Annotated in this window: 19 protein-coding genes; 8 read left to right on the top strand and 11 right to left on the bottom strand. The window is 69.2% G+C overall.

The window, feature by feature from the left end; translation table 11 throughout:
• Positions 1-13 precede the first annotated feature (13 nt).
• The 6 genes from ACH4TV_RS36885 to ACH4TV_RS36860 all read right to left on the bottom strand — a co-directional run bounded on the left by ACH4TV_RS36885 (position 14) and on the right by ACH4TV_RS36860 (position 4,652).
• On the bottom strand, positions 14-853 hold the full coding sequence (locus ACH4TV_RS36885; protein ID WP_398405655.1) for a sulfurtransferase: 840 nt from the start codon (positions 851-853) through the stop codon (positions 14-16).
• Between the two features lie 150 nt (positions 854-1,003).
• Positions 1,004-1,084, bottom strand: coding sequence for an Ms5788A family Cys-rich leader peptide (locus ACH4TV_RS36880; RefSeq protein ID WP_351335063.1), 81 nt, complete (start codon positions 1,082-1,084; stop codon positions 1,004-1,006).
• A 261-nt stretch (positions 1,085-1,345) separates the two neighbouring features.
• Positions 1,346-2,089 carry a DUF2993 domain-containing protein gene (locus ACH4TV_RS36875; RefSeq protein WP_398405654.1) on the bottom strand — a complete coding sequence of 248 codons (744 nt, stop codon included), beginning with the start codon at positions 2,087-2,089 and terminating at the stop codon, positions 1,346-1,348.
• 277 nt (positions 2,090-2,366) lie between these two features.
• Positions 2,367-3,467 (bottom strand): hypothetical protein, encoded by a 1,101-nt coding sequence (locus ACH4TV_RS36870; protein ID WP_398405653.1) that lies wholly within the window; start codon positions 3,465-3,467, stop codon positions 2,367-2,369.
• Positions 3,468-3,477: 10 nt separating this feature from the next.
• Positions 3,478-3,732, bottom strand: a complete 255-nt coding sequence (locus tag ACH4TV_RS36865; RefSeq protein WP_398405838.1) for a MoaD/ThiS family protein — start codon at positions 3,730-3,732, stop codon at positions 3,478-3,480.
• 56 nt (positions 3,733-3,788) lie between these two features.
• Entirely contained in the window at positions 3,789-4,652 is an 864-nt protein-coding gene (locus ACH4TV_RS36860; RefSeq protein WP_398405652.1) for an alpha/beta hydrolase, read from the bottom strand.
• 306 nt (positions 4,653-4,958) lie between these two features.
• Here ACH4TV_RS36860 and ACH4TV_RS36855 point away from each other — a divergent pair, with 306 nt between their 5' ends.
• The 8 genes from ACH4TV_RS36855 (at position 4,959) to ACH4TV_RS36820 (ending at position 13,210) form a co-directional block, all read left to right on the top strand.
• Positions 4,959-5,762, top strand: a complete 804-nt coding sequence (locus ACH4TV_RS36855; protein ID WP_398405651.1) for a response regulator transcription factor — start codon at positions 4,959-4,961, stop codon at positions 5,760-5,762.
• 105 nt (positions 5,763-5,867) lie between these two features.
• Positions 5,868-6,893, top strand: coding sequence for a LacI family DNA-binding transcriptional regulator (locus ACH4TV_RS36850; RefSeq protein ID WP_398405650.1), 1,026 nt, complete (start codon positions 5,868-5,870; stop codon positions 6,891-6,893).
• A 141-nt stretch (positions 6,894-7,034) separates the two neighbouring features.
• On the top strand, positions 7,035-8,174 hold the full coding sequence (locus tag ACH4TV_RS36845) for a S1C family serine protease (protein WP_398405649.1): 1,140 nt from the start codon (positions 7,035-7,037) through the stop codon (positions 8,172-8,174).
• Between the two features lie 43 nt (positions 8,175-8,217).
• Positions 8,218-8,418 (top strand): hypothetical protein, encoded by a 201-nt coding sequence (locus ACH4TV_RS36840; protein WP_398405648.1) that lies wholly within the window; start codon positions 8,218-8,220, stop codon positions 8,416-8,418.
• Positions 8,419-8,512: 94 nt separating this feature from the next.
• Positions 8,513-9,250: a response regulator transcription factor gene (locus ACH4TV_RS36835; protein ID WP_398405647.1), complete on the top strand. Its 738-nt coding sequence runs from the start codon at positions 8,513-8,515 to the stop codon at positions 9,248-9,250.
• The gene (locus tag ACH4TV_RS36830) at positions 9,247-10,701 is read left to right on the top strand and encodes an ATP-binding protein (RefSeq protein WP_398405646.1); all 1,455 of its coding nucleotides are present in this window, start codon (positions 9,247-9,249) and stop codon (positions 10,699-10,701) included. The genes ACH4TV_RS36835 and ACH4TV_RS36830 overlap by 4 nt, the downstream gene beginning before the upstream one ends.
• Positions 10,702-10,828: 127 nt before the next feature.
• A complete protein-coding gene (locus ACH4TV_RS36825) occupies positions 10,829-12,385 on the top strand; it encodes a PH domain-containing protein (RefSeq protein ID WP_398405645.1) in 1,557 nt (518 codons plus the stop codon).
• 81 nt (positions 12,386-12,466) lie between these two features.
• A complete protein-coding gene (locus tag ACH4TV_RS36820) occupies positions 12,467-13,210 on the top strand; it encodes a VOC family protein (protein WP_398405644.1) in 744 nt (247 codons plus the stop codon).
• Between the two features lie 365 nt (positions 13,211-13,575).
• Here ACH4TV_RS36820 and ACH4TV_RS36815 read toward each other — a convergent pair whose 3' ends face one another.
• The 5 genes from ACH4TV_RS36815 to ACH4TV_RS36795 all read right to left on the bottom strand — a co-directional run bounded on the left by ACH4TV_RS36815 (position 13,576) and on the right by ACH4TV_RS36795 (position 17,109).
• Complete coding sequence (locus ACH4TV_RS36815) at positions 13,576-13,926, bottom strand: DUF6247 family protein (RefSeq protein ID WP_398405643.1); 351 nt, start codon at positions 13,924-13,926, stop codon at positions 13,576-13,578.
• Positions 13,927-14,231: 305 nt separating this feature from the next.
• On the bottom strand, positions 14,232-14,828 hold the full coding sequence (locus ACH4TV_RS36810) for a hypothetical protein (protein WP_398405642.1): 597 nt from the start codon (positions 14,826-14,828) through the stop codon (positions 14,232-14,234).
• Entirely contained in the window at positions 14,818-16,011 is a 1,194-nt protein-coding gene (locus ACH4TV_RS36805) for an AAA family ATPase (protein WP_398405640.1), read from the bottom strand. The genes ACH4TV_RS36810 and ACH4TV_RS36805 overlap by 11 nt, the downstream gene beginning before the upstream one ends.
• Before the next feature lie 76 nt (positions 16,012-16,087).
• A complete protein-coding gene (locus ACH4TV_RS36800) occupies positions 16,088-16,288 on the bottom strand; it encodes a DUF397 domain-containing protein (protein ID WP_398405639.1) in 201 nt (66 codons plus the stop codon).
• A complete protein-coding gene (locus ACH4TV_RS36795) occupies positions 16,285-17,109 on the bottom strand; it encodes a helix-turn-helix domain-containing protein (protein ID WP_398405638.1) in 825 nt (274 codons plus the stop codon). The genes ACH4TV_RS36800 and ACH4TV_RS36795 overlap by 4 nt, the downstream gene beginning before the upstream one ends.
• Positions 17,110-17,368 lie beyond the last annotated feature (259 nt).

Here is a 17,368-nt window from a genome sequence, read left to right as displayed (position 1 = left end):
CAGGCTTCGAGGGTTACTTGTTGGCGCCGAGCTCGATCGGAACGCCGACCAGGGAGCCGTACTCGGTCCAGGAGCCGTCGTAGTTCTTGACGTTCTCCACACCGAGCAGCTCGTGCAGGACGAACCAGGTGAGCGCGGAACGCTCACCGATACGGCAGTACGCGATGGTGTCCTTGGCGAGGTCGACCTGCTCGTCGGCGTAGAGCTCCTTGAGCTCGTCGTCCGACTTGAAGGTGCCGTCGTCGTTCGCGTTCTTCGACCACGGGATGTTGCGGGCGGACGGGACGTGGCCCGGACGCTGCGACTGCTCCTGCGGAAGGTGGGCCGGCGCGAGCAGCTTGCCGCTGAACTCGTCGGGCGAACGCACGTCGACCAGGTTCTGCGCGCCGATCGCGGCGACGACGTCGTCACGGAAGGCACGGATCGACTTGTCCTGCGGCTTGGCCTTGTAGACGGTGGCCGTGCGCTCGGGGACGTCCTCGACCAGCTCGCGGGCGTCCAGCTCCCACTTCTTGCGGCCGCCGTCGAGCAGCTTGACGCTCTCGTGGCCGTACAGCTTGAAGTACCAGTAGGCGTACGAGGCGAACCAGTTGTTGTTGCCGCCGTAGAGGACGACGAGGGTGTCGTTGCCGATGCCCTTCGCCGACAGGAGCTTCTCGAAGCCCTCCTCGTCGATGAAGTCGCGGCGTACCGGGTCCTGGAGGTCCTTCGTCCAGTCGATCCGGATGGCGTTGCGGATGTGGTTCTTCTCGTAGGCGGACGTGTCCTCGTCCACCTCGACGATGGCGATGTCGGCGTTGTCGAGGTTGGCCTCGACCCAGTCGGCATCGACCAGGACGTCGCTGCGGCTCATGCTGTTTCTCCTCCGGGGCAGTTGCGGCGGGGTGGTGCGTAAGCAGAGGGGTTCGCGGTCAGGCCTGGGGCGACTCGCGCACGAGGGCCCTTCAGGGAAGGGCACCGGGGATGCGGAAGGTGGTGCGCCGCTGACGCCGCGCGCTCCCGCTCAGAAAGGGCGACAGAGCATGGCGGCGACGCGGCACAGGTCTACTGCCCGCCGCTTCGTGAGATCCGCCTGTCGCTGCATAGCGTCGATCGTAGGGACGGAATGCCGGGGATGTCACCGGCGTGTCGCATCGTGAGACGCGATCGTCCGCGATGTGAGATGCGTGGGGTGAAGGATGCAGTGAGGGTGCGGTGATTACGGGCGGGTGGGCGGCGGGGCGCCGGGTGCGTCCGCCGTCACATCTGCGGTACGGACGGCGGCGTCTCGCCAGTTGGACGCCCGTCCCGTCCCGCTCCGCTCGATCCCGTCCCGTACGTGGTCGAGTGGTCGGCCTGACGCGTCCTACCCAGCCAGGCTGACGTTCGAACCCTTCACCGTGATGTCCACCCCGGTCTTCGCCGCCTCGACCGAGTCCAGCTTGATACCGCCGGGCAGGCCGTCGATCTTCTGCTCGAAGTCCGTCACCGCGCGCATCCGGTTGTCGGCGAGGTCGATGCCCAGGTTGGGCAGGGAGTCCGCCTTCACCTTCACCGTGTCGCCCTCGACCGTGACCGTGCTGAGCACGGAGACCGGCTGCGGCAGTTTCGTGCCGGCGACCGTCGCCTCGACCTCGACCTTGATCTTGCCGTTGCCGCCGTCCGACAGCCCCACGACCGTGGCGGTCACACCGGGGATCACCTGGGTGGGCTCCGACCCGGCCGACTGGGCCGCCTTCAGCAGCTCGGCGTACGTGATGGTGGCGCTGCCGGTCGCGGTGGCCGCGGTGGCGGAGCTGTAGTCGCCACTGAACGCGACGTCGCGCATCTGGGCGTTGAGGTCGTCGATGCGGATGTTCTGGCCGGAGACGCCGGTGGCGGCCTCGTAGTCCTTGATGCCGACCTCGACGTCGTCCAGTTCGCCGCCGGCGACCTGGGTGAGGAAGGGGAAGCCCTTGATCGACACGTCCGGGGTGGTGGCCAAACCCTCGCTGGTCCTGAGGCGGTCCGCGACCTCGTCCTCCGCGAATCCGACGGCGACGCGGTCGGCGATCACGAAGAGGCCGCCGAGGATCACGGCGACGATGAGGAGTATTCGGAGTGCGCGCATGGTCGCGACGGTACCTGGCGGGGCCTCGACGGGGGCCGGGGTGCGGGTAGTTGTGGATCAGTTGTAACAGGAACGGTTCTCGCCCCCGCCGCCCCTACCCGTCCCATCCCTGGGGGCTGCCCGCCCCCAGACCCCCGCTGTCGGCCCTGAACGGGCCTTGTCCTCAAACGCCGGACGGGCTGAAAGACCGGTCCGGCAGAAAGTGCCCGTCGGCACCGAGAGGTTCAAGGGCGCCCGCCAAACGGACCGAGACGGGCGGGTGGGTGGGCAAAAACCCTCAGGCCAACGCCCGCCCCACCAGATACACCGCCGGTGCAGCCGCCGCCAGCGGCAGCGCCACGCCCGCCGTGAAGTGGACGAACCTCGACGGGTAGTCGTAGGAGGCCACCCGGTGTCCGATCAGTGCACAGCCCCCGGCCGCCACCCCCAGCAACGCACCCCCGCTGCCCAGCCCCGTCATCCCCCCGACCGCGATCCCGGCCCCCGCGGCCGCCAGCAGGGCGACGACCACCGAGGCCGGCGTCGGAAGCGGCAGCGCGCGGGCCAGTACGGCCACGGCGACCGCAGCCGCGCCGACGGTGACCGCGTCCGGGTCCGCCGCGAGGTGACCGGTCGCGATGATCGCCAGCGCCGCTGAGGCGACCGTCGCCATCAGGCCGTACATCCGGGTGTCCGGGTCCGCGTGGGAGCGGAGTTGCAGGACCAGGGTCAGCAGGACCCAGACGCCGAGCGTGCCGAAGATCGCCGCCGGCCCGTTCTCGCGGCCGGCGGCAAGCAGCGCCACGTCGGCCGTCACGCCGCCCGCGAAGGCGAGGGCGATGCCCTGGCGGGCGGGCCACATGCCGTTCAGCCGGAACCAGCCCGCGGCCGTGACCGCCTGGAGGACGACGAGGGGCACGACCAGGGCGTACGAGCCGATGGCCGCCGTACCGGAGAGCAGGAGCCCCAGGAGTGCCGTGAGACCGGCGGGCTGGATGCCCGGTTCGATGATCGGCGAACGTCCTTCGAGGCGGGCCCGCTGCGCGTCGGTGACCCGCGCGTTGCCCGCGATCGTGGCGGGCCCGTACCCGGCACCGGCCGCACCCTCGTTCGCCTGCGGCGGCACGTGCGGAGCCTCCGCGACCGGGGCCGGAGCGGCCACGACCGGGGCCTGCATCTGCGTCTCCCAGGTCTGGCCCTGCCACTGCTGCGTGTACTGCTGCGCCTGCGCCTCGTCGTACCCCTGCCCCTGCTGCTGCCCGGGCCACTCCTGGGCCTGGGGCTGCTGCTGTTGCGGGTACGGCTCCTGTTGCTGGTTCTGCTGCTGATACGGGTCGTACCCCTCGTACGAATCCCCGTACTGCCCGTTGTGCTGCTGCCCATACGGCTGGTTGGTCATAGCGCTGCGCTCACCCTCCTGCGAACGGCGGGAGCACCTCGACCGTGCCGCCCTCGGCCAGCCGTACCGTCTCATGGTCGCGGGTGCCCACGGGGTCACCGTCGATGAGGAACGAGCATCGTTGCAGGACGCGGACGAGTTCGCCGGGGTGTCGCTCGCGGGCCGCGTCGAGTGCCTCGGCGAGGGTGGCCGCGTCGTACGGCTCCTCGGCGATCCCGGCCGCGGCCTTCGCGGCGGCCCAATAGCGCACCGTGACCTTGGGCATCTGCCTGTTCTCTGCTTCCTCGATCACTCGATCAATCGGCTGTGACACCGCCCAGGCTAGCCCGCGCGTACGACAGCCCAGTCCCCGATCCGCCGCAGCAGCTCGTCGCCCGCCGCGTGTTCCGCGTGGCCCATGCCCGGTTCGAGCCACAGTTCGCCCGCGTCCCCCGCCGCTGCCGCTAGCATCCGCGGGTGGTCCACCGGGAAGTAGCCGTCCCGGTCGCCGTGCACGATCAGAAGCGGGGTCGGCGCTATCCGCGCCGCCGCCTCCACCGGGGACAGGGGTACGGGGTTCCAGTCGCGGTCGTGGATCCTCGTACGGAGTCCGTAGCGGCTGACCAGGCGCCCCCCGGGGCGGGTGACCAGCCAGTGCACGCGCCGCATGGGGGCCGTGCCCCGGTAGTACCAACGGGCCGGCGCACTCACCGAAACCACCACGTCCGAAGCCGCCTCCGTGCGCCCCTCGTGCTCCGGTCCGTACAGGGCCGCGTGCCGCAGGACCACGGAGCCGCCCATCGAGAAACCGACCGTGGCGACCCTGGTGTGCCCGAGCTCACGTGCCCAGCGGACCGCGGCGGCCAGATCGAGGACCTCGCGGTCACCGACGGTCGAGCGCCCGCCCGACGCCCCGTGCCCCCGGAAGGAGAACGTCAGCACGGCCCCGTACTGCGCGAACGCCTCCGCCACCCGACGGACGTGCGGCCGGTCCGCATCCCCCGTGAAACCGTGCGCGACGACGAACACGAGATGTTCGGAAGATGGCGCCGAGGCGTCGTATACAACGCCTCCCGGCTCGTATACAGCATCGATCGTCACCCCGTCGTCGGTGCTCAGAAACCTCCGCAGCGGGGTGCGAACGGCCGTCTCAGAGTTCGGGACGGCGAAAGATCGCGTCACATGACCTGCCGGACCAGTGCTCATGTGGGCTATTCTGCTGTGAAGAGGACTCGGGCAGCGCAGCCCCCGGGTCCTTTTGTGCTTTGGCCGGGGCTGTATACGAAGCGGGAACGTTGTACGAAACCGCAGGTGTACGCCGGGTAGATCGCATAACGCAGGACGTCATGACCGCGCCGCGCAGCGGAACCCAAGGGCGTGGGAGCCGCACAGGACGAGCAGTGCCGCAAACGTCCTCGCAGGGACCGAGGAGGAACCAGACGTTATGGGCGAGCGAACCGAGCACGACCGTACCGACCGAACGACGACGACGAACCGGGTAGGTGGGACGCGATGAGTTCTCTTCTCCTCCTGACCAATGCCCTCCAGCCGTCGACGGAGGTACTTCCCGCCCTCGGCCTGCTGCTGCACAACGTGCGCGTGGCTCCGGCCGAGGGACCCGCTCTCGTCGACACCCCTGGTGCCGACGTCATCCTGATCGACGGCCGGCGGGACCTCCCGCAGGTGCGCAGCCTGTGCCAGCTGCTGCGCTCCACCGGCCCCGGCTGTCCTCTCATCCTCGTCGTCACCGAGGGCGGCCTCGCGGCCGTCACCGCCGACTGGGGTATCGACGACGTCCTGCTGGACACCGCCGGTCCGGCGGAGGTCGAGGCACGACTGCGGCTCGCCATGGGGCGCCAGCAGATCGTCAACGACGACTCCCCCATGGAGATCCGCAACGGCGACCTCTCGGTCGACGAGGCGACGTACAGCGCGAAGCTGAAGGGCCGGGTCCTCGACCTCACCTTCAAGGAGTTCGAGCTCCTGAAGTACCTCGCCCAGCACCCCGGTCGCGTCTTCACCCGCGCCCAGCTCCTCCAGGAGGTCTGGGGCTACGACTACTTCGGTGGCACCCGGACCGTCGACGTGCACGTACGGCGGCTGCGCGCGAAGCTCGGCCCCGAGCACGAGGCGCTGATCGGGACCGTCCGGAACGTCGGTTATCGATTCGTTACGCCGGAGAAGGGCGACCGTTCCGGCGACGAGGCGAAGGCCAAGGCAGCGGCCCTCGCGAAGTCGGACGAAGCGGGCGCCGCAGGCGATACGGCGGCCCTGGACGCCGTCGAGACGACAGCCGAGGTCAGCGCCGAGGCGTGAGCGCGGTGGGCGCCTGACGGCGCACGGCATGGTCCGCGCTCCGGGCGGGTGTAACGAAGTCCTTACGCCCTGCCCAGAGCGGGTCCATCCGCGTAGACTCCGCAGGTGGCCAAGGTGACTAGGGATGACGTAGCTCGGCTGGCGGGGACCTCCACCGCCGTCGTCAGCTATGTCATCAACAACGGACCCCGGCCGGTTGCCCCGGCCACGCGCGAGCGTGTCCTCGCCGCGATCAAGGAACTGAGCTACCGGCCCGACCGCGTCGCCCAGGCGATGGCGTCGCGGCGCACGGACCTCATAGGCCTGATCGTGCCGGACGCCCGCCAGCCCTTCTTCGGGGAGATGGCGCACGCGGTCGAACAGGCCGCGTCCGAGCGCGGAAAAATGGTGCTGGTCGGCAACTCCGACTACGTCGCCGAGCGCGAGGTCCACTATCTGCGGGCTTTTCTGGGGATGCGGGTCTCGGGCCTCATCCTCGTCAGCCATGCCCTGAACGACAACGCGGCTGCGGAGATCGAGGCCTGGGACGCCCGGGTCGTCCTCCTCCACGAACGCCCCGAGGCGATAGACGACGTCGCCGTCGTCACCGACGACCTCGGCGGCGCCCACCTCGCCGTCCGCCATCTGCTGGAGCACGGCTACGAGTACGTGGCGTGCATCGGCGGCATCGCCGAGACCCCGGCGGTCGGCGACCCGGTCTCCGACCACGTCCAGGGCTGGCGGCGCGCGATGGACGAGGCCGGCGTCTCCACGGAGGGCCGCCTGTTCGAGGTCCTCTACAACCGGTACGACGCCTACAAGGCCGCCCTGGAGATCCTCGCCGACCCGACCACCCGCCCCCCGGCCGTCTTCTGCTCCACCGACGACCAGGCGATCGGCCTGCTGCGTGCGGCGCGCGAGCTGCGTATCGACGTCCCGGGCGAGCTGGCGGTGGCCGGCTTCGACGACATCAAGGAAGCGGCCCTGGCGGACCCGCCCCTCACCACCGTCGCCTCCGACCGCCCGGGCATGGCCCGAGCGGCCGTCGACATGGTCCTCGACGACGGGGTACGGGTGGCGGGCGCGCGGCGCGAACGGCTGAAGCTGTTCCCGTCGCGGTTGGTCGTCCGGCGTTCCTGCGGCTGCGAGTAGCGACCTGTACAGCCCGTAGAGCCCGTGTAGAGCCCCGTACAGCAGGCCCCCTCCGGCCTTTATTTCGGGCATACGAGCTTCTGTCGGGCTTCTCAGGGAGCACTCAGCCAGCTCTCATGCTGGCGGGCGAAGCTCTGTTCCATGACCGAGAGCTTCCGCCGCAGCGGCGAGTACGAGAACTCCCCCGAGAACTCCTACGAGTCCTCCACCCAGAGCTCCCCCGTGAACCCGGAGTGGCCGCCCCCGCCGGCGTACGAGCCGCCGACGGTCCAGCAGCCCGCGTACCAGGAACCGGTGGCGCCCCAGGCCCCGTACGGGCAGCCCGCAGCCGCCCCCGCGGCCACCGCCACGCTCCTCACGGAGGCTCCGGCGCCGGAGAGTGCGCCCCCCGCCGGCCGCAAGAGGCGCGCGAAGGGCCCCTTCGCTCTCCTCGCCGCCGTGGCGATCGTCGCCGCGGCGATAGGCGGCGGTACGGCGTACGGCATCCAGGAACTGACCAACTCGGGCTCCACCGTCACCTCCAGCAGCACCAGCACGAACGTGGTGCCGTCGAGCGCGAAGGGCACGGTCTCCGGGGTCGCCGCGGCGGTCAGCCCGAGCATCGTCGAGATCAACGCGACCTCGAACGCGGGTTCGTCGACCGGTTCCGGCGTGATCATCACGTCCGACGGCGAGATCATCACCAACAACCACGTCATCTCCGGCGCCTCGTCGATCAAGGTGTCGACGAGCGACGGCAAGACGTACACCGCGAAGATCGTCGGCACCGACAGCAAGAAGGACCTGGCCCTCATCAAGCTGGAGAACGCCTCCGGCCTGAAGACGGCGACCCTCGGCGACTCCGCCGGCGTCCAGGTCGGCGACCAGGTCGTGGCGATCGGCTCCCCCGAGGGCCTGACCGGCACGGTCACCAGCGGCATCGTGTCCGCCCTCAACCGTGACGTCACCGTCGCCACGGAGGAGAGCCAGGGCCAGCAGCAACAGCAGGGTGGTGGCAGCGGTGGCGGCTGGCCGTTCGAGTTCGGCGGCCAGGAGTTCAACGGCGACACCGGCTCGTCCACGACGACGTACAAGGCCCTCCAGACGGACGCGTCCCTCAACCCGGGCAACTCCGGCGGCGCGCTCATCGACATGAACGGCAACATCATCGGCATCAACTCCGCGATGTACTCGGCGAGTTCGTCCTCGGCGGACGCGGGCAGCGCGGGTCTGGGCTTCGCCATCCCGATCAACACCGTCAAGACCGACCTGGCGACACTGCGCTCCGGCTCCACCACCTGACGAACGACGAGACGCACGAGAACAAGAGGATGAGGGGCACGTCATGACGATCAAGCAGGTTTCCCACAAGCTGACCGCAGGCACCGCGGCCACCGGCCCGGCCGCCCTGGGCTTCGCCCTCGGCGTGGCCTTCGCCCTGCACCCGCCGACGGCGACGCCCCGGGCCACGGAGGTCGCGACGGTCGCGCACACGACGGCCACCCGGCGGGCGAAGGCGCGCGGCCGGCGTACCGCGCGCAGCTGATCCTTCCCGTGCCTCTTCTTCTCCGCAGCAGACCGGAAACGTGCGAGGCTGAAGGCTCCCCGCACGTCCCACCGCACCCGAGGAATCCACGACCATGAGCCCCGCCGAAGGCGACCGTGACACCCAGCGCATCCTGATCGTCGACGACGAGCCGGCCGTGCGTGAAGCACTCCAGCGCAGCCTCGCCTTCGAGGGGTACGACACGGAGGTCGCGGTCGACGGCGCGGACGCCCTGGAGAAGGCGACCGCGTACCAGCCCGACCTGGTCGTCCTGGACATCCAGATGCCGAGGATGGACGGCCTCACGGCGGCCCGCAGGATGCGCGGCGCGGGCACGACGACCCCGATCCTGATGCTGACGGCCCGGGACACCGTCGGGGACCGGGTGACGGGCCTGGACGCCGGCGCGGACGACTACCTGGTCAAGCCCTTCGAACTGGACGAACTGTTCGCCCGGGTACGAGCCCTCCTGCGCCGCAGCTCCTACGCGGCGGCGGCCGTCGCGGGCACCCTCCCGGAGGACGAGGCGCTGACCTTCGCCGACCTGCGCATGGACCTCGCGACGCGCGAGGTCACGCGCGGCGACCGGGCGGTGGAACTGACCCGCACGGAGTTCACCCTCCTGGAGATGTTCCTGGCCCACCCGCGTCAGGTCCTCACCCGGGAGCAGATCCTGAAAGCGGTCTGGGGCTTCGACTTCGAGCCGTCCTCCAACTCCCTCGACGTGTACGTCATGTACCTGCGCCGCAAGACGGAGGCGGGCGGCGAGCCGCGCCTCGTCCACACGGTGCGGGGCGTGGGGTATGTGCTGCGACAGGGCGGCGCGGAATGAGCAGACTGGTACGCCGGTTCCGTACTCTGCCGATCCGGTCGCGGCTGGCGTTGCTGGTCGCTGCGGCGGTGGCGTTCGCTGTGGCGGCGGTTTCGGTGACGTGCTGGTTCCTCGTGCAGGGGAAGTTGTACGAGCAGCTGAACGACGACCTGAAGAAGGCCATGTTCATGCAGGGGCCGCTGGACCGGCAGATCAACAACGCGTACAACAACTGCACCCAGGCCCCGCAGAACGGTTTCCGGAACACCTACTCCCAGGTGGTGAAGGCGGACGGCACCGCCTGTGTCCTCGGTGACTCCGTAGGCACGGTGAAGGTCACCAACTCCGACCACGACGTGATCAAGAACGCGTCGAACAGCAACAGTGGCGGTATCCTCCGCAACGGCACCGACGCGGACGGCAACGAGGTACGCGTCCTGACCCTCCCCCTGCCCCTCAGGGACCAGAGCACCGGGGCCACGATCAACGCCGCTTTCCTGGTCGCCGTACCCCTGAAGGGCACTCAGGACACCCTCAACGACCTCGCCCTGATCCTTCTCCTCGTCTCCGGTATCGGAGTCATCGGCGCCGGAGCCGCCGGCCTGGCAGTCGCCCGAGCCGGCCTGCGCCCGGTCGACAAGCTCACCGAAGCCGTCGAACAGGTCGCCCGCACCGAGGACCTGAGCGTCCGTATCCCGGTGGAGGAGGACAGCGACGACGAGATCGCCCGCCTCTCCCGCTCCTTCAACTCGATGACTTCGGCCCTCGCCAACTCCCATGAGCTGCAACAGCAGTTGATCGCCGACGCCGGTCACGAACTCCGCACCCCCCTGACCTCCCTCCGTACGAACATCGAACTCCTCACCCGCAGCGAGGAGACGGGCCGCCCGATCCCGGAGGCGGACCGCAAGGCTCTGCTCGCCTCGGTGAAGGCCCAGATGACCGAACTGGCCGCCCTGATAGGCGACTTGCAGGAGCTGTCCCGCTCGGAGGGCCAGCGAGGCGAGCGCGTCCAGGTGGTCGCCCTGGAGGACACCGTGGAGTCGGCGCTGCGCCGAGCCCGCCTGCGTGGGCCCGAGTTGACGATCACGGCAGACGTCCAGCCCTGGTTCGTCCGAGCGGAGCCCTCCGCCCTGGAGCGCGCGGTGGTCAACATCCTGGACAACGCCGTGAAGTTCAGCCCCGAGGGCGGCACGATCGAGGTCCAGCTGAGCGCCGGTGTCCTCACCGTCCGCGACCACGGCCCCGGTATCCCCGCCGACGAGATCCCCCACGTCTTCGACCGCTTCTGGCGCTCCCCGAGCGCACGGGCGTTGCCCGGCTCCGGCCTGGGCCTGTCGATCGTTGCCCGTACGGTCCAACAGGCGGGCGGCGAGGTCACGTTGGCCCGCGCGGCAGGCGGCGGAACGGTGGCCACCATACGTCTCCCGGGGGCGCCGGTACCGCCGCCGGAGACGACCGACGAGGGCTGAGTTCCGCTCCAGGTTTCTCCCGCTTCGGCCGCGAGCCGTGGCGTGGTGCCTCGGCAGCTTTGCGGGCCAGGAAACTGCCGGATATTGCACATGCGGGCGCGGCACGGCCGATGGCAGGGTTCCGGTCATGACCGATACGCGGGAAGTCACCTGTTTTCCCTTCCAGACGCGCGCCCTGTGGGTGTTCGTCTGGCTCGGGGCGGGCGGGGCGAGCCTGGCCGCGGTGCGCGTGGCGTACTGGGGCAAGCTCCTGGACGTGTGGCTGGGCATCGGCCTGCTGCTCACGCTGCTGGGCATCGCGGGGCTCCACGGCCTGACCCTCCGGGTGCGCGCCGACGCGTACGGTCTGCACGTGCGGACGCTGTTGCGTCGCCGGAGCGTGCCGTGGCGCGACATCGCCGACCTGCGCGTGTACGTGCAGTACGGGCGCCACCAGAATTTCCGCCGCGTCAGTCTGGTGCGGCGCGACGGGCACAAGCGGCTCCTGCCGCTGCCGGTGGACGGCAGGCACGGCCACCCGGACTTCGACGCGGAACTGGACGCGCTCCGCGCGCTGCACCGCCGTTACGGAGCCCCGGAGTCGAGCCATCTCCCCGTCATCTCGTACCGCACCGCCGGGCGCGGCACGACCGTGTGGCTGATCCTCTGCGTGCTGCTGCTCGCGGGCGCGGGCGGGGCCGCGTGGTCCGTACCGGGCACCGCGTCGTACGAACAGGAGTGGCAGGCGGCCACCCCGTGCACCGCCGAGACGCCCGCCACCGAGCGCCGGGAGTGCCTGACCACCCTGCGTGGTGTGATCGCGCGGACCGAGGCCGGCAAGAACAAGAAGCCGAGCCGGCTGTACTTCACCGATGGCCGGCCGCTGGCGCGCCTCGGAGTCTCCCGGGAGGCCGCCCTGGAGTTCCAGCCCGGCGACAGCGTCGAACTGACCGTCTGGCGTCGCGACGTGATGGAGGTCGCCGGAGAGCGCCACGTGTGGCGCAAACACGTCCCCACCCCCGGGAGCCAGGCCGTCATCGCGGCCCTGTGCGCCCTCGCCGCGGGCTACCCCGGCGCCCGTGTGATGCTGCGCCTGCGCGGGCGGCGGCTGCCCGACGACGAGATCCTCCCGTCAGCCCTTCCGTTCGTCGGCGCGCTCGTGGGTACGGCCCTGTGGCTGCTGCCGTTCTCCTACCGCCACCCCGCGGCCCTGCCCGTCTCACCCGGGGCGATCACGTGGGCGGCTGCGGGCTCGCTGGCCACGGTGGGCCTCTTCGCCTGGGCCTGGCGCGCCACCCGCGTCCGTACGCCCGGAGCGCCCGGAGCGGCCGGAGCGGCCGAAGCGTCTTCCGAGGAGGACAAGGAGGTGTTCCTGGCCGCGCGGTTCCTGGAGCACACCGACTACAACCCGCATGGTTTCGGCACCCACATCGTCCTCGGAGGCGGCCCGCCCGCGGTGACTCCGCACCCCGGCCCGGGCCAGTTCGCGGCGCAACCGATCCCGGTGGAACGGCTCACCGTTCGGGACGTGCGGCGCGCCCGGGGCAGCGACGGCGACACCGTCCCCAGAAGCTGGCACATCGCCGAACTCGACGACGCAGGCAACCCGGTCCGCCTCGCGGCCTCCCCGGCCGACCTGACCCGCATCATCCGCGAGCTGCGCGCGGGGGCATCGGCCGTGCGACTGGCCGACGAGCCGACCTGACGGGAGCGGCCGACATCACCTTTTTGTCCGAACTCGGCGGTCTCGACCGCCAGTTCAACCCTTGCGCCTAGGCTTGACGGCATGGCGCTGCAACTTTTCCAGGTGAATTTCAAAGCCGGGGACGACTCGGTGCTGGGCCGGTTCTGGGCGGAGGCGCTCGGCTGGCGGGTGGCCGACGCGGAACCCGGTGCGACCAGCGTCAAGCCCGTGGACGCCACCTGGCCGGACCCCGCCGCCGTCCGCATGGATGTCATCGCCGTCCCGGACCCCGGAACAGTGAAATACCGCGCGCACATCGAACTCGCCACCACCTCCGAGTCCCACCACGCGGAGTTGGTCGCGCGCCTGAAGGAACTCGGCGCGACGCCCGCCGGTACGACCCAGGGCGCCCTCCCACGGACGGCCCTGGCCGACCCGGAGGGCAACGTGTTCTGCGTCCTGGAGCCTAGGGAGATCTACCGGGACACCGGCCCGATCGCCGCAGTGGTCGTCGACTGCGCGGACCCTCGGGCCCTGGCCCGTTTCTGGTGCGAGGCGCTGGACTGGACCCCGCACGAGGTGACCGACGACCACGCGCTACTGCGCTCCACCAAGGCTGTCGGCCCGTTCCTGGAGTTCGTCCGCGCGCCCCACCTGGCGGACACGCGGCACCGCCTCCACCTCGACCTGGTGCCCCACCCCTACGACAGTGACAGCCAGTCGGCGGAGGTGGCCCGCCTCAAGACCCTCGGCGCGACGCCCACCGACGCGGGCCGGGACGACTTCCCGTGGAAGATCCTGGCCGACCCGGAAGGCAACGAGTTCTGCGTCCTCGGCCCGGCCTGAGCTTGATCTCTAACTTCCGTCGGCAGCAGCTTCGACCAGCTTCACGAGGGGTGCCAGGATCCGTGGCAGGTCGTTCTCTGACGTGAGTATTGGTTGGTCCTGCCAGGTGTGCTCGGTGCCGGAGTCGACGAAGAGCAGTGAAGTGACACCCGGTTCCCATAGGAAAACCGTCCCGGTGCGCTCGTCTGATTCCAGTGTGAGACTCACTGCCGTGGCCTTCGGCCGCCCTCGGGACGGGGTTCCTGGGACCGGCCGCTTCACCGCAGAGCTGATCCCACGAGAGCGAAGTTCGTGTTCATGCGCGGTATGCCAGTCCTTGAGCCACTGAGCGATCTCCGACCAAGGCGGCCCCATGAACCCATCAGTCACTCGCCGGGCTCCAGTCCTCGGACCCGGTAATGAATCTTGGCAGCTTCTTCCAGGAGTGCCTTGGCTTCGGCAATGTCGGTGCACTCGTACGCGGCTCGGTGTTCGAGATCGCGCACGTACGCATCCAACTTGGGGTCACGGGCGATGGCGTACTCACCCCACCAAAGGGCAATGAAAGCCGGCACAGGACCGAGGTCGTACGCGTCAGCGATCGCCCACTTCCAGTGCGCGTCGAAATCCGGGAGAAGTTCGGGAGCATGCTCGGCGATGGCCCCGCGCAGCGCCTTCGGGGTCCGCTCGGGCAAGGGAGGGACGAACACACCGGGTTCCGCAGCCTGAGCAGCCATGATCGATGTCCTCCTTCAACACCTCGTGTCTACGACCATAGCCGCGCCCACCGTCCCCACGCGGTCTGTCCGCGCAGTGGCACGTCGGTGAGCGACTGCGTCGCCAAAGGGTCGGTGATCGAGTTCTCTCTCATGACGTCACCGTGACCGGACCGCACCCCTTCCCGTCCGGGTTTCCCGCCCGGTTCACCCGACGGTGTGCACACTCACCTGGTCCTTGACGACCCCCAACTCCAACCCGCCCCGGGTCTGTCGACCGTTGCCCATGCGGTCCAGGCGGCGTCCTGACCGGGTTCTCCGGGCGGTTACAGACAGCGCAGCCGCTCCAGTGCCCCGCGGAGTTCGCCGACCCAGCGGTCGTAGGCGGGGATCTGTTGAAGCACCGGCAGGGACACTCGTTGCCCCAGCCGGTCGAAGTCGTACTCGGGACGGTGCCGTGGGCCGAACGCCTGCCCAAGGGCCTTCTTCGGATCGGCTACCTTCTCGACCTCGCGCGGTGACCTGATCAGGTCCCGTACCACCGCTGCCGGGCCGTCCGGCAGCGCGGCCGGGTCGGCGAGCATCCAGGCCTCCGTCTCCCGTACGGGGACGATTCCGATGACGCGTTCCGCAGACTGAGGGGCGCTCAGCCCGGCCCGTAAGGCGTCGATCTTGCCCCGCTCGTTGTGGTCGTGATGGACGATCACGAGGTCCATGTGCTCCAGGAGCAGTTCGACCTCTTGGACGACGCGTTCACGGGGTGCGACGGTGAAGCAGCTGCCGGGTGCCGTGCCCGCGAAGTCGAACCCGATCTCGGACTCCGATTCCAGTGCCTCCACCTGGCGGTCGATGAGGGGCAGGTAGAACCACTGGTCGCTCAGCCCCTCCGTGAGCAGCGCGATGCTCAGGTACCTACGCGCCATGGGCGTACCCCACGGGGTCGAGGTACTGGCGTACCTCCATGGGCGTCACATAGGTGCCCCGCTCACCGCCATCGGCGACTTTGCGCGCCCGGGTCAGGCGGGCCGGGGACTTGCCTCCGCCGAGTCGGGTGACCGTATCGAGGAAGACGATGTCGTGGGGGGCGTCGTCGAGGAGGGAGGCGAGGACTACTGGGGAGTGGGAGGTCACGAGGATCTGGCGGAGGTTGTCGGGATCATCGTTCGAAGGCCTGTAAGAGCCAAGATCGGTAGCTCGTCCTCGCAGCCGTTCCAAGAGTCTTGGTACGCGGCTCGGATGCAGCCCGTTCTCGGGTTCCTCGAACATCAGCACACCGGGGTGAGCCGGGTCATGTGCCGCCGCCAGCAGGGCGAGAATGCGGAGAGTTCCACCGGAGACGACACGCGGCGCCATTCTCGGCTCATGCTTGTACTGGACCCAGACGTCCCACTGAGCCCGGTCGTGGTCCCGGACCACGTCGATCTCCCGGATATCGGGAAGGACTGCGGACACATCCGCCTGGAAGGCCCACTTCCGTTCCGGGTCGCCCTCCCACAGACGCCCCAGGACGGCCCCGAGGTTGCCTCCGTCTTCGGCCAGCCGATCGGAGTCGTACGCGTCGGCGGGCTGCCGCATCGCCTCGGGCACCGGATCGAGGATCCACCATTGGGCGGCAGCAGATTTCAGTGCGTACGGTCCATCTCTGATGTCCTTGCCGCTGACACCTCGGAACAGAGGGGACGTATTGGAGTCAATCTGTGCGGCCGTTTCAGGTGACACCCCCAGCCCGTTGCTGCCGACTGCACGAATCGACACGTCGACAGCCAGTGGCTCCGGCGCCTCGCGATAGCCAATGCTCACGTCCACACGCATGTGCACGACTCCGGAGTAGAGAGACTGCACCAAGACCGTCGCGCTCATCCGGATCTCGTCGACCAGCTCACCGTCCGGCCTACGCCGGAAAAGCTCCCGGGGCCCACCCCGCCTGGCATACCGGACCAGCGTCTGGCTGCTGGGCTCCCTCACCAGCTGTCCGAGCAACGCGACCGCTTCCAGCAGGTTGGACTTGCCCGAGCCGTTCGCGCCCAGCAGGACCAGGAACGGCGGCAGGTCGAGCGAGAAGTCGTCGAACGTCTTGAAGCCGTCGATCTCGATCCGGGTGATCACCGCTGCTCCTCACACACCGCAGGTATACGAAACGGATGCAGCGCCACACTAACCGTCCGACCTGGACCCGCTCGCGCTACGCGCTCCTGATGGCCCCGACGAACACCTGCCACGGCTCCGACCCGAAGAGCAGCGAGCGATCGTCCGGGGCCTTGCTGTCCCGGACCGGGACCAGGCCGGCGTAGCCGTCGGCGACCTCGACGCAGTCGTTGGCACCCCCTCCGCTGTAGGACGACTTGCGCCACACAGCCGTGCCGAGGTCGAGGGTGTGCGTCATGATCTCTGCTCCTCCAGTAGGCCCCTGATGAACGCGAGCGAGTCCGACGGGGACAACGCCAGGTCGCGAAGCCGATCGTAGGACAGTCGGAGCCGTAGGACGCCTTCTGAATCCTCCATCAACTCACTGCACTCATTGCCTTCCTTGTAGGCAACGGTGCTTCCGTCCTTCTGCCAGAGCACTGTCAGCGACCCGTTCATGTGATGGTGAACTCCTGCGGAGAACGGCAGCACTTGGAGTGTCACGTTGGACCACTGGGCAACGCCCTCAAGGTGAACCAGTTGTTCGCTCCACGTCTTGGCGCTGGCGGCCGGGCGTCGAAACGCGACCTCGTCGATGATCACGCGGACGTCCGACAAGGGCTTCTGCCGCAATAGGTACTGCCGGCCAAGGCGCGCCGCGACCAGTTCCTCGATCGACGCGTCGCTGTCCTCCGTGGTCTGGCCGCCAGACAACACCTCACGGGCGAAGTCCTCGGTCTGAAACAGGCCGGGCACCGACGGAGCGAACAGCCACATCACCCGAGCCGTCCCTTCCAGCCCCATGAACGCTTTGTACTGATCCTTGAACGCGTCCAGTCGAGCCACCCGCCAGTGACTCACCAGCAGGTCACCGGCCCCGTAGTACGTGTCCAGGTCCTCCATCACCGTCACCTTGGACAGCCGCTCGCCCGACTCCAGCCGGGACAGGTAGCTCTTGTCGTACCCGGTGTCCTCTGCCAGTTGGCCGAGCGACTTGCCCGCCTTCTCGCGCAGGAACTTGAGTGTGCGCCCCAGTACGGCCCGCCCCGACTCGCCTTCCCCGTCAACCTGTTCGGTCATCTCACTCCTCGCCGTTGCCTGGGCGCCCCGGCAACGGCCACCCCCTTCCGCAGCGTACGTCGAAACAGTGACGATCTGAATGCGAACGGTAATCGCCGCTCGTCACGGCCTCCCCCACCGAAGGGCCCCCGCCCATGCGCCTCCTCCCCTGGACCACCCCCGAAGGGTCGAGTAGCCGAGGGGAATCGCACCCCTCGGCTCTCACGGAACCGTGCGTAACAGTCTCCCGTTACACGGCTCTTGTCGTTCTGATCGTCAG

This window comes from Streptomyces sp. NPDC020898, assembly GCF_044333925.1.
GTDB lineage: Bacteria > Actinomycetota > Actinomycetes > Streptomycetales > Streptomycetaceae > Streptomyces.
This window is presented reverse-complemented; position numbering and strand designations above follow the sequence as displayed.

What these genes read in the sequence shown, in the direction of transcription:
- ACH4TV_RS36885 (WP_398405655.1), bottom strand. Translation starts at nt 853, where the DNA reads ATGAGCCGCAGCGACGTCCTGGTCGATGCCGACTGGGTCGAGGCCAAC.
- ACH4TV_RS36880 (WP_351335063.1), bottom strand. Translation starts at nt 1,084, where the DNA reads ATGCAGCGACAGGCGGATCTCACGAAGCGGCGGGCAGTAGACCTGTGC.
- ACH4TV_RS36875 (WP_398405654.1), bottom strand. Translation starts at nt 2,089, where the DNA reads ATGCGCGCACTCCGAATACTCCTCATCGTCGCCGTGATCCTCGGCGGC.
- ACH4TV_RS36870 (WP_398405653.1), bottom strand. Translation starts at nt 3,467, where the DNA reads ATGACCAACCAGCCGTATGGGCAGCAGCACAACGGGCAGTACGGGGAT.
- ACH4TV_RS36865 (WP_398405838.1), bottom strand. Translation starts at nt 3,732, where the DNA reads ATGCCCAAGGTCACGGTGCGCTATTGGGCCGCCGCGAAGGCCGCGGCC.
- ACH4TV_RS36860 (WP_398405652.1), bottom strand. Translation starts at nt 4,652, where the DNA reads ATGAGCACTGGTCCGGCAGGTCATGTGACGCGATCTTTCGCCGTCCCG.
- ACH4TV_RS36855 (WP_398405651.1), top strand. Translation starts at nt 4,959, where the DNA reads ATGAGTTCTCTTCTCCTCCTGACCAATGCCCTCCAGCCGTCGACGGAG.
- ACH4TV_RS36845 (WP_398405649.1), top strand. Translation starts at nt 7,035, where the DNA reads ATGACCGAGAGCTTCCGCCGCAGCGGCGAGTACGAGAACTCCCCCGAG.
- ACH4TV_RS36840 (WP_398405648.1), top strand. Translation starts at nt 8,218, where the DNA reads ATGACGATCAAGCAGGTTTCCCACAAGCTGACCGCAGGCACCGCGGCC.
- ACH4TV_RS36835 (WP_398405647.1), top strand. Translation starts at nt 8,513, where the DNA reads ATGAGCCCCGCCGAAGGCGACCGTGACACCCAGCGCATCCTGATCGTC.
- ACH4TV_RS36830 (WP_398405646.1), top strand. Translation starts at nt 9,247, where the DNA reads ATGAGCAGACTGGTACGCCGGTTCCGTACTCTGCCGATCCGGTCGCGG.
- ACH4TV_RS36825 (WP_398405645.1), top strand. Translation starts at nt 10,829, where the DNA reads ATGACCGATACGCGGGAAGTCACCTGTTTTCCCTTCCAGACGCGCGCC.
- ACH4TV_RS36820 (WP_398405644.1), top strand. Translation starts at nt 12,467, where the DNA reads ATGGCGCTGCAACTTTTCCAGGTGAATTTCAAAGCCGGGGACGACTCG.
- ACH4TV_RS36815 (WP_398405643.1), bottom strand. Translation starts at nt 13,926, where the DNA reads ATGGCTGCTCAGGCTGCGGAACCCGGTGTGTTCGTCCCTCCCTTGCCC.
- ACH4TV_RS36810 (WP_398405642.1), bottom strand. Translation starts at nt 14,828, where the DNA reads ATGGCGCGTAGGTACCTGAGCATCGCGCTGCTCACGGAGGGGCTGAGC.
- ACH4TV_RS36800 (WP_398405639.1), bottom strand. Translation starts at nt 16,288, where the DNA reads ATGACGCACACCCTCGACCTCGGCACGGCTGTGTGGCGCAAGTCGTCC.
- ACH4TV_RS36795 (WP_398405638.1), bottom strand. Translation starts at nt 17,109, where the DNA reads ATGACCGAACAGGTTGACGGGGAAGGCGAGTCGGGGCGGGCCGTACTG.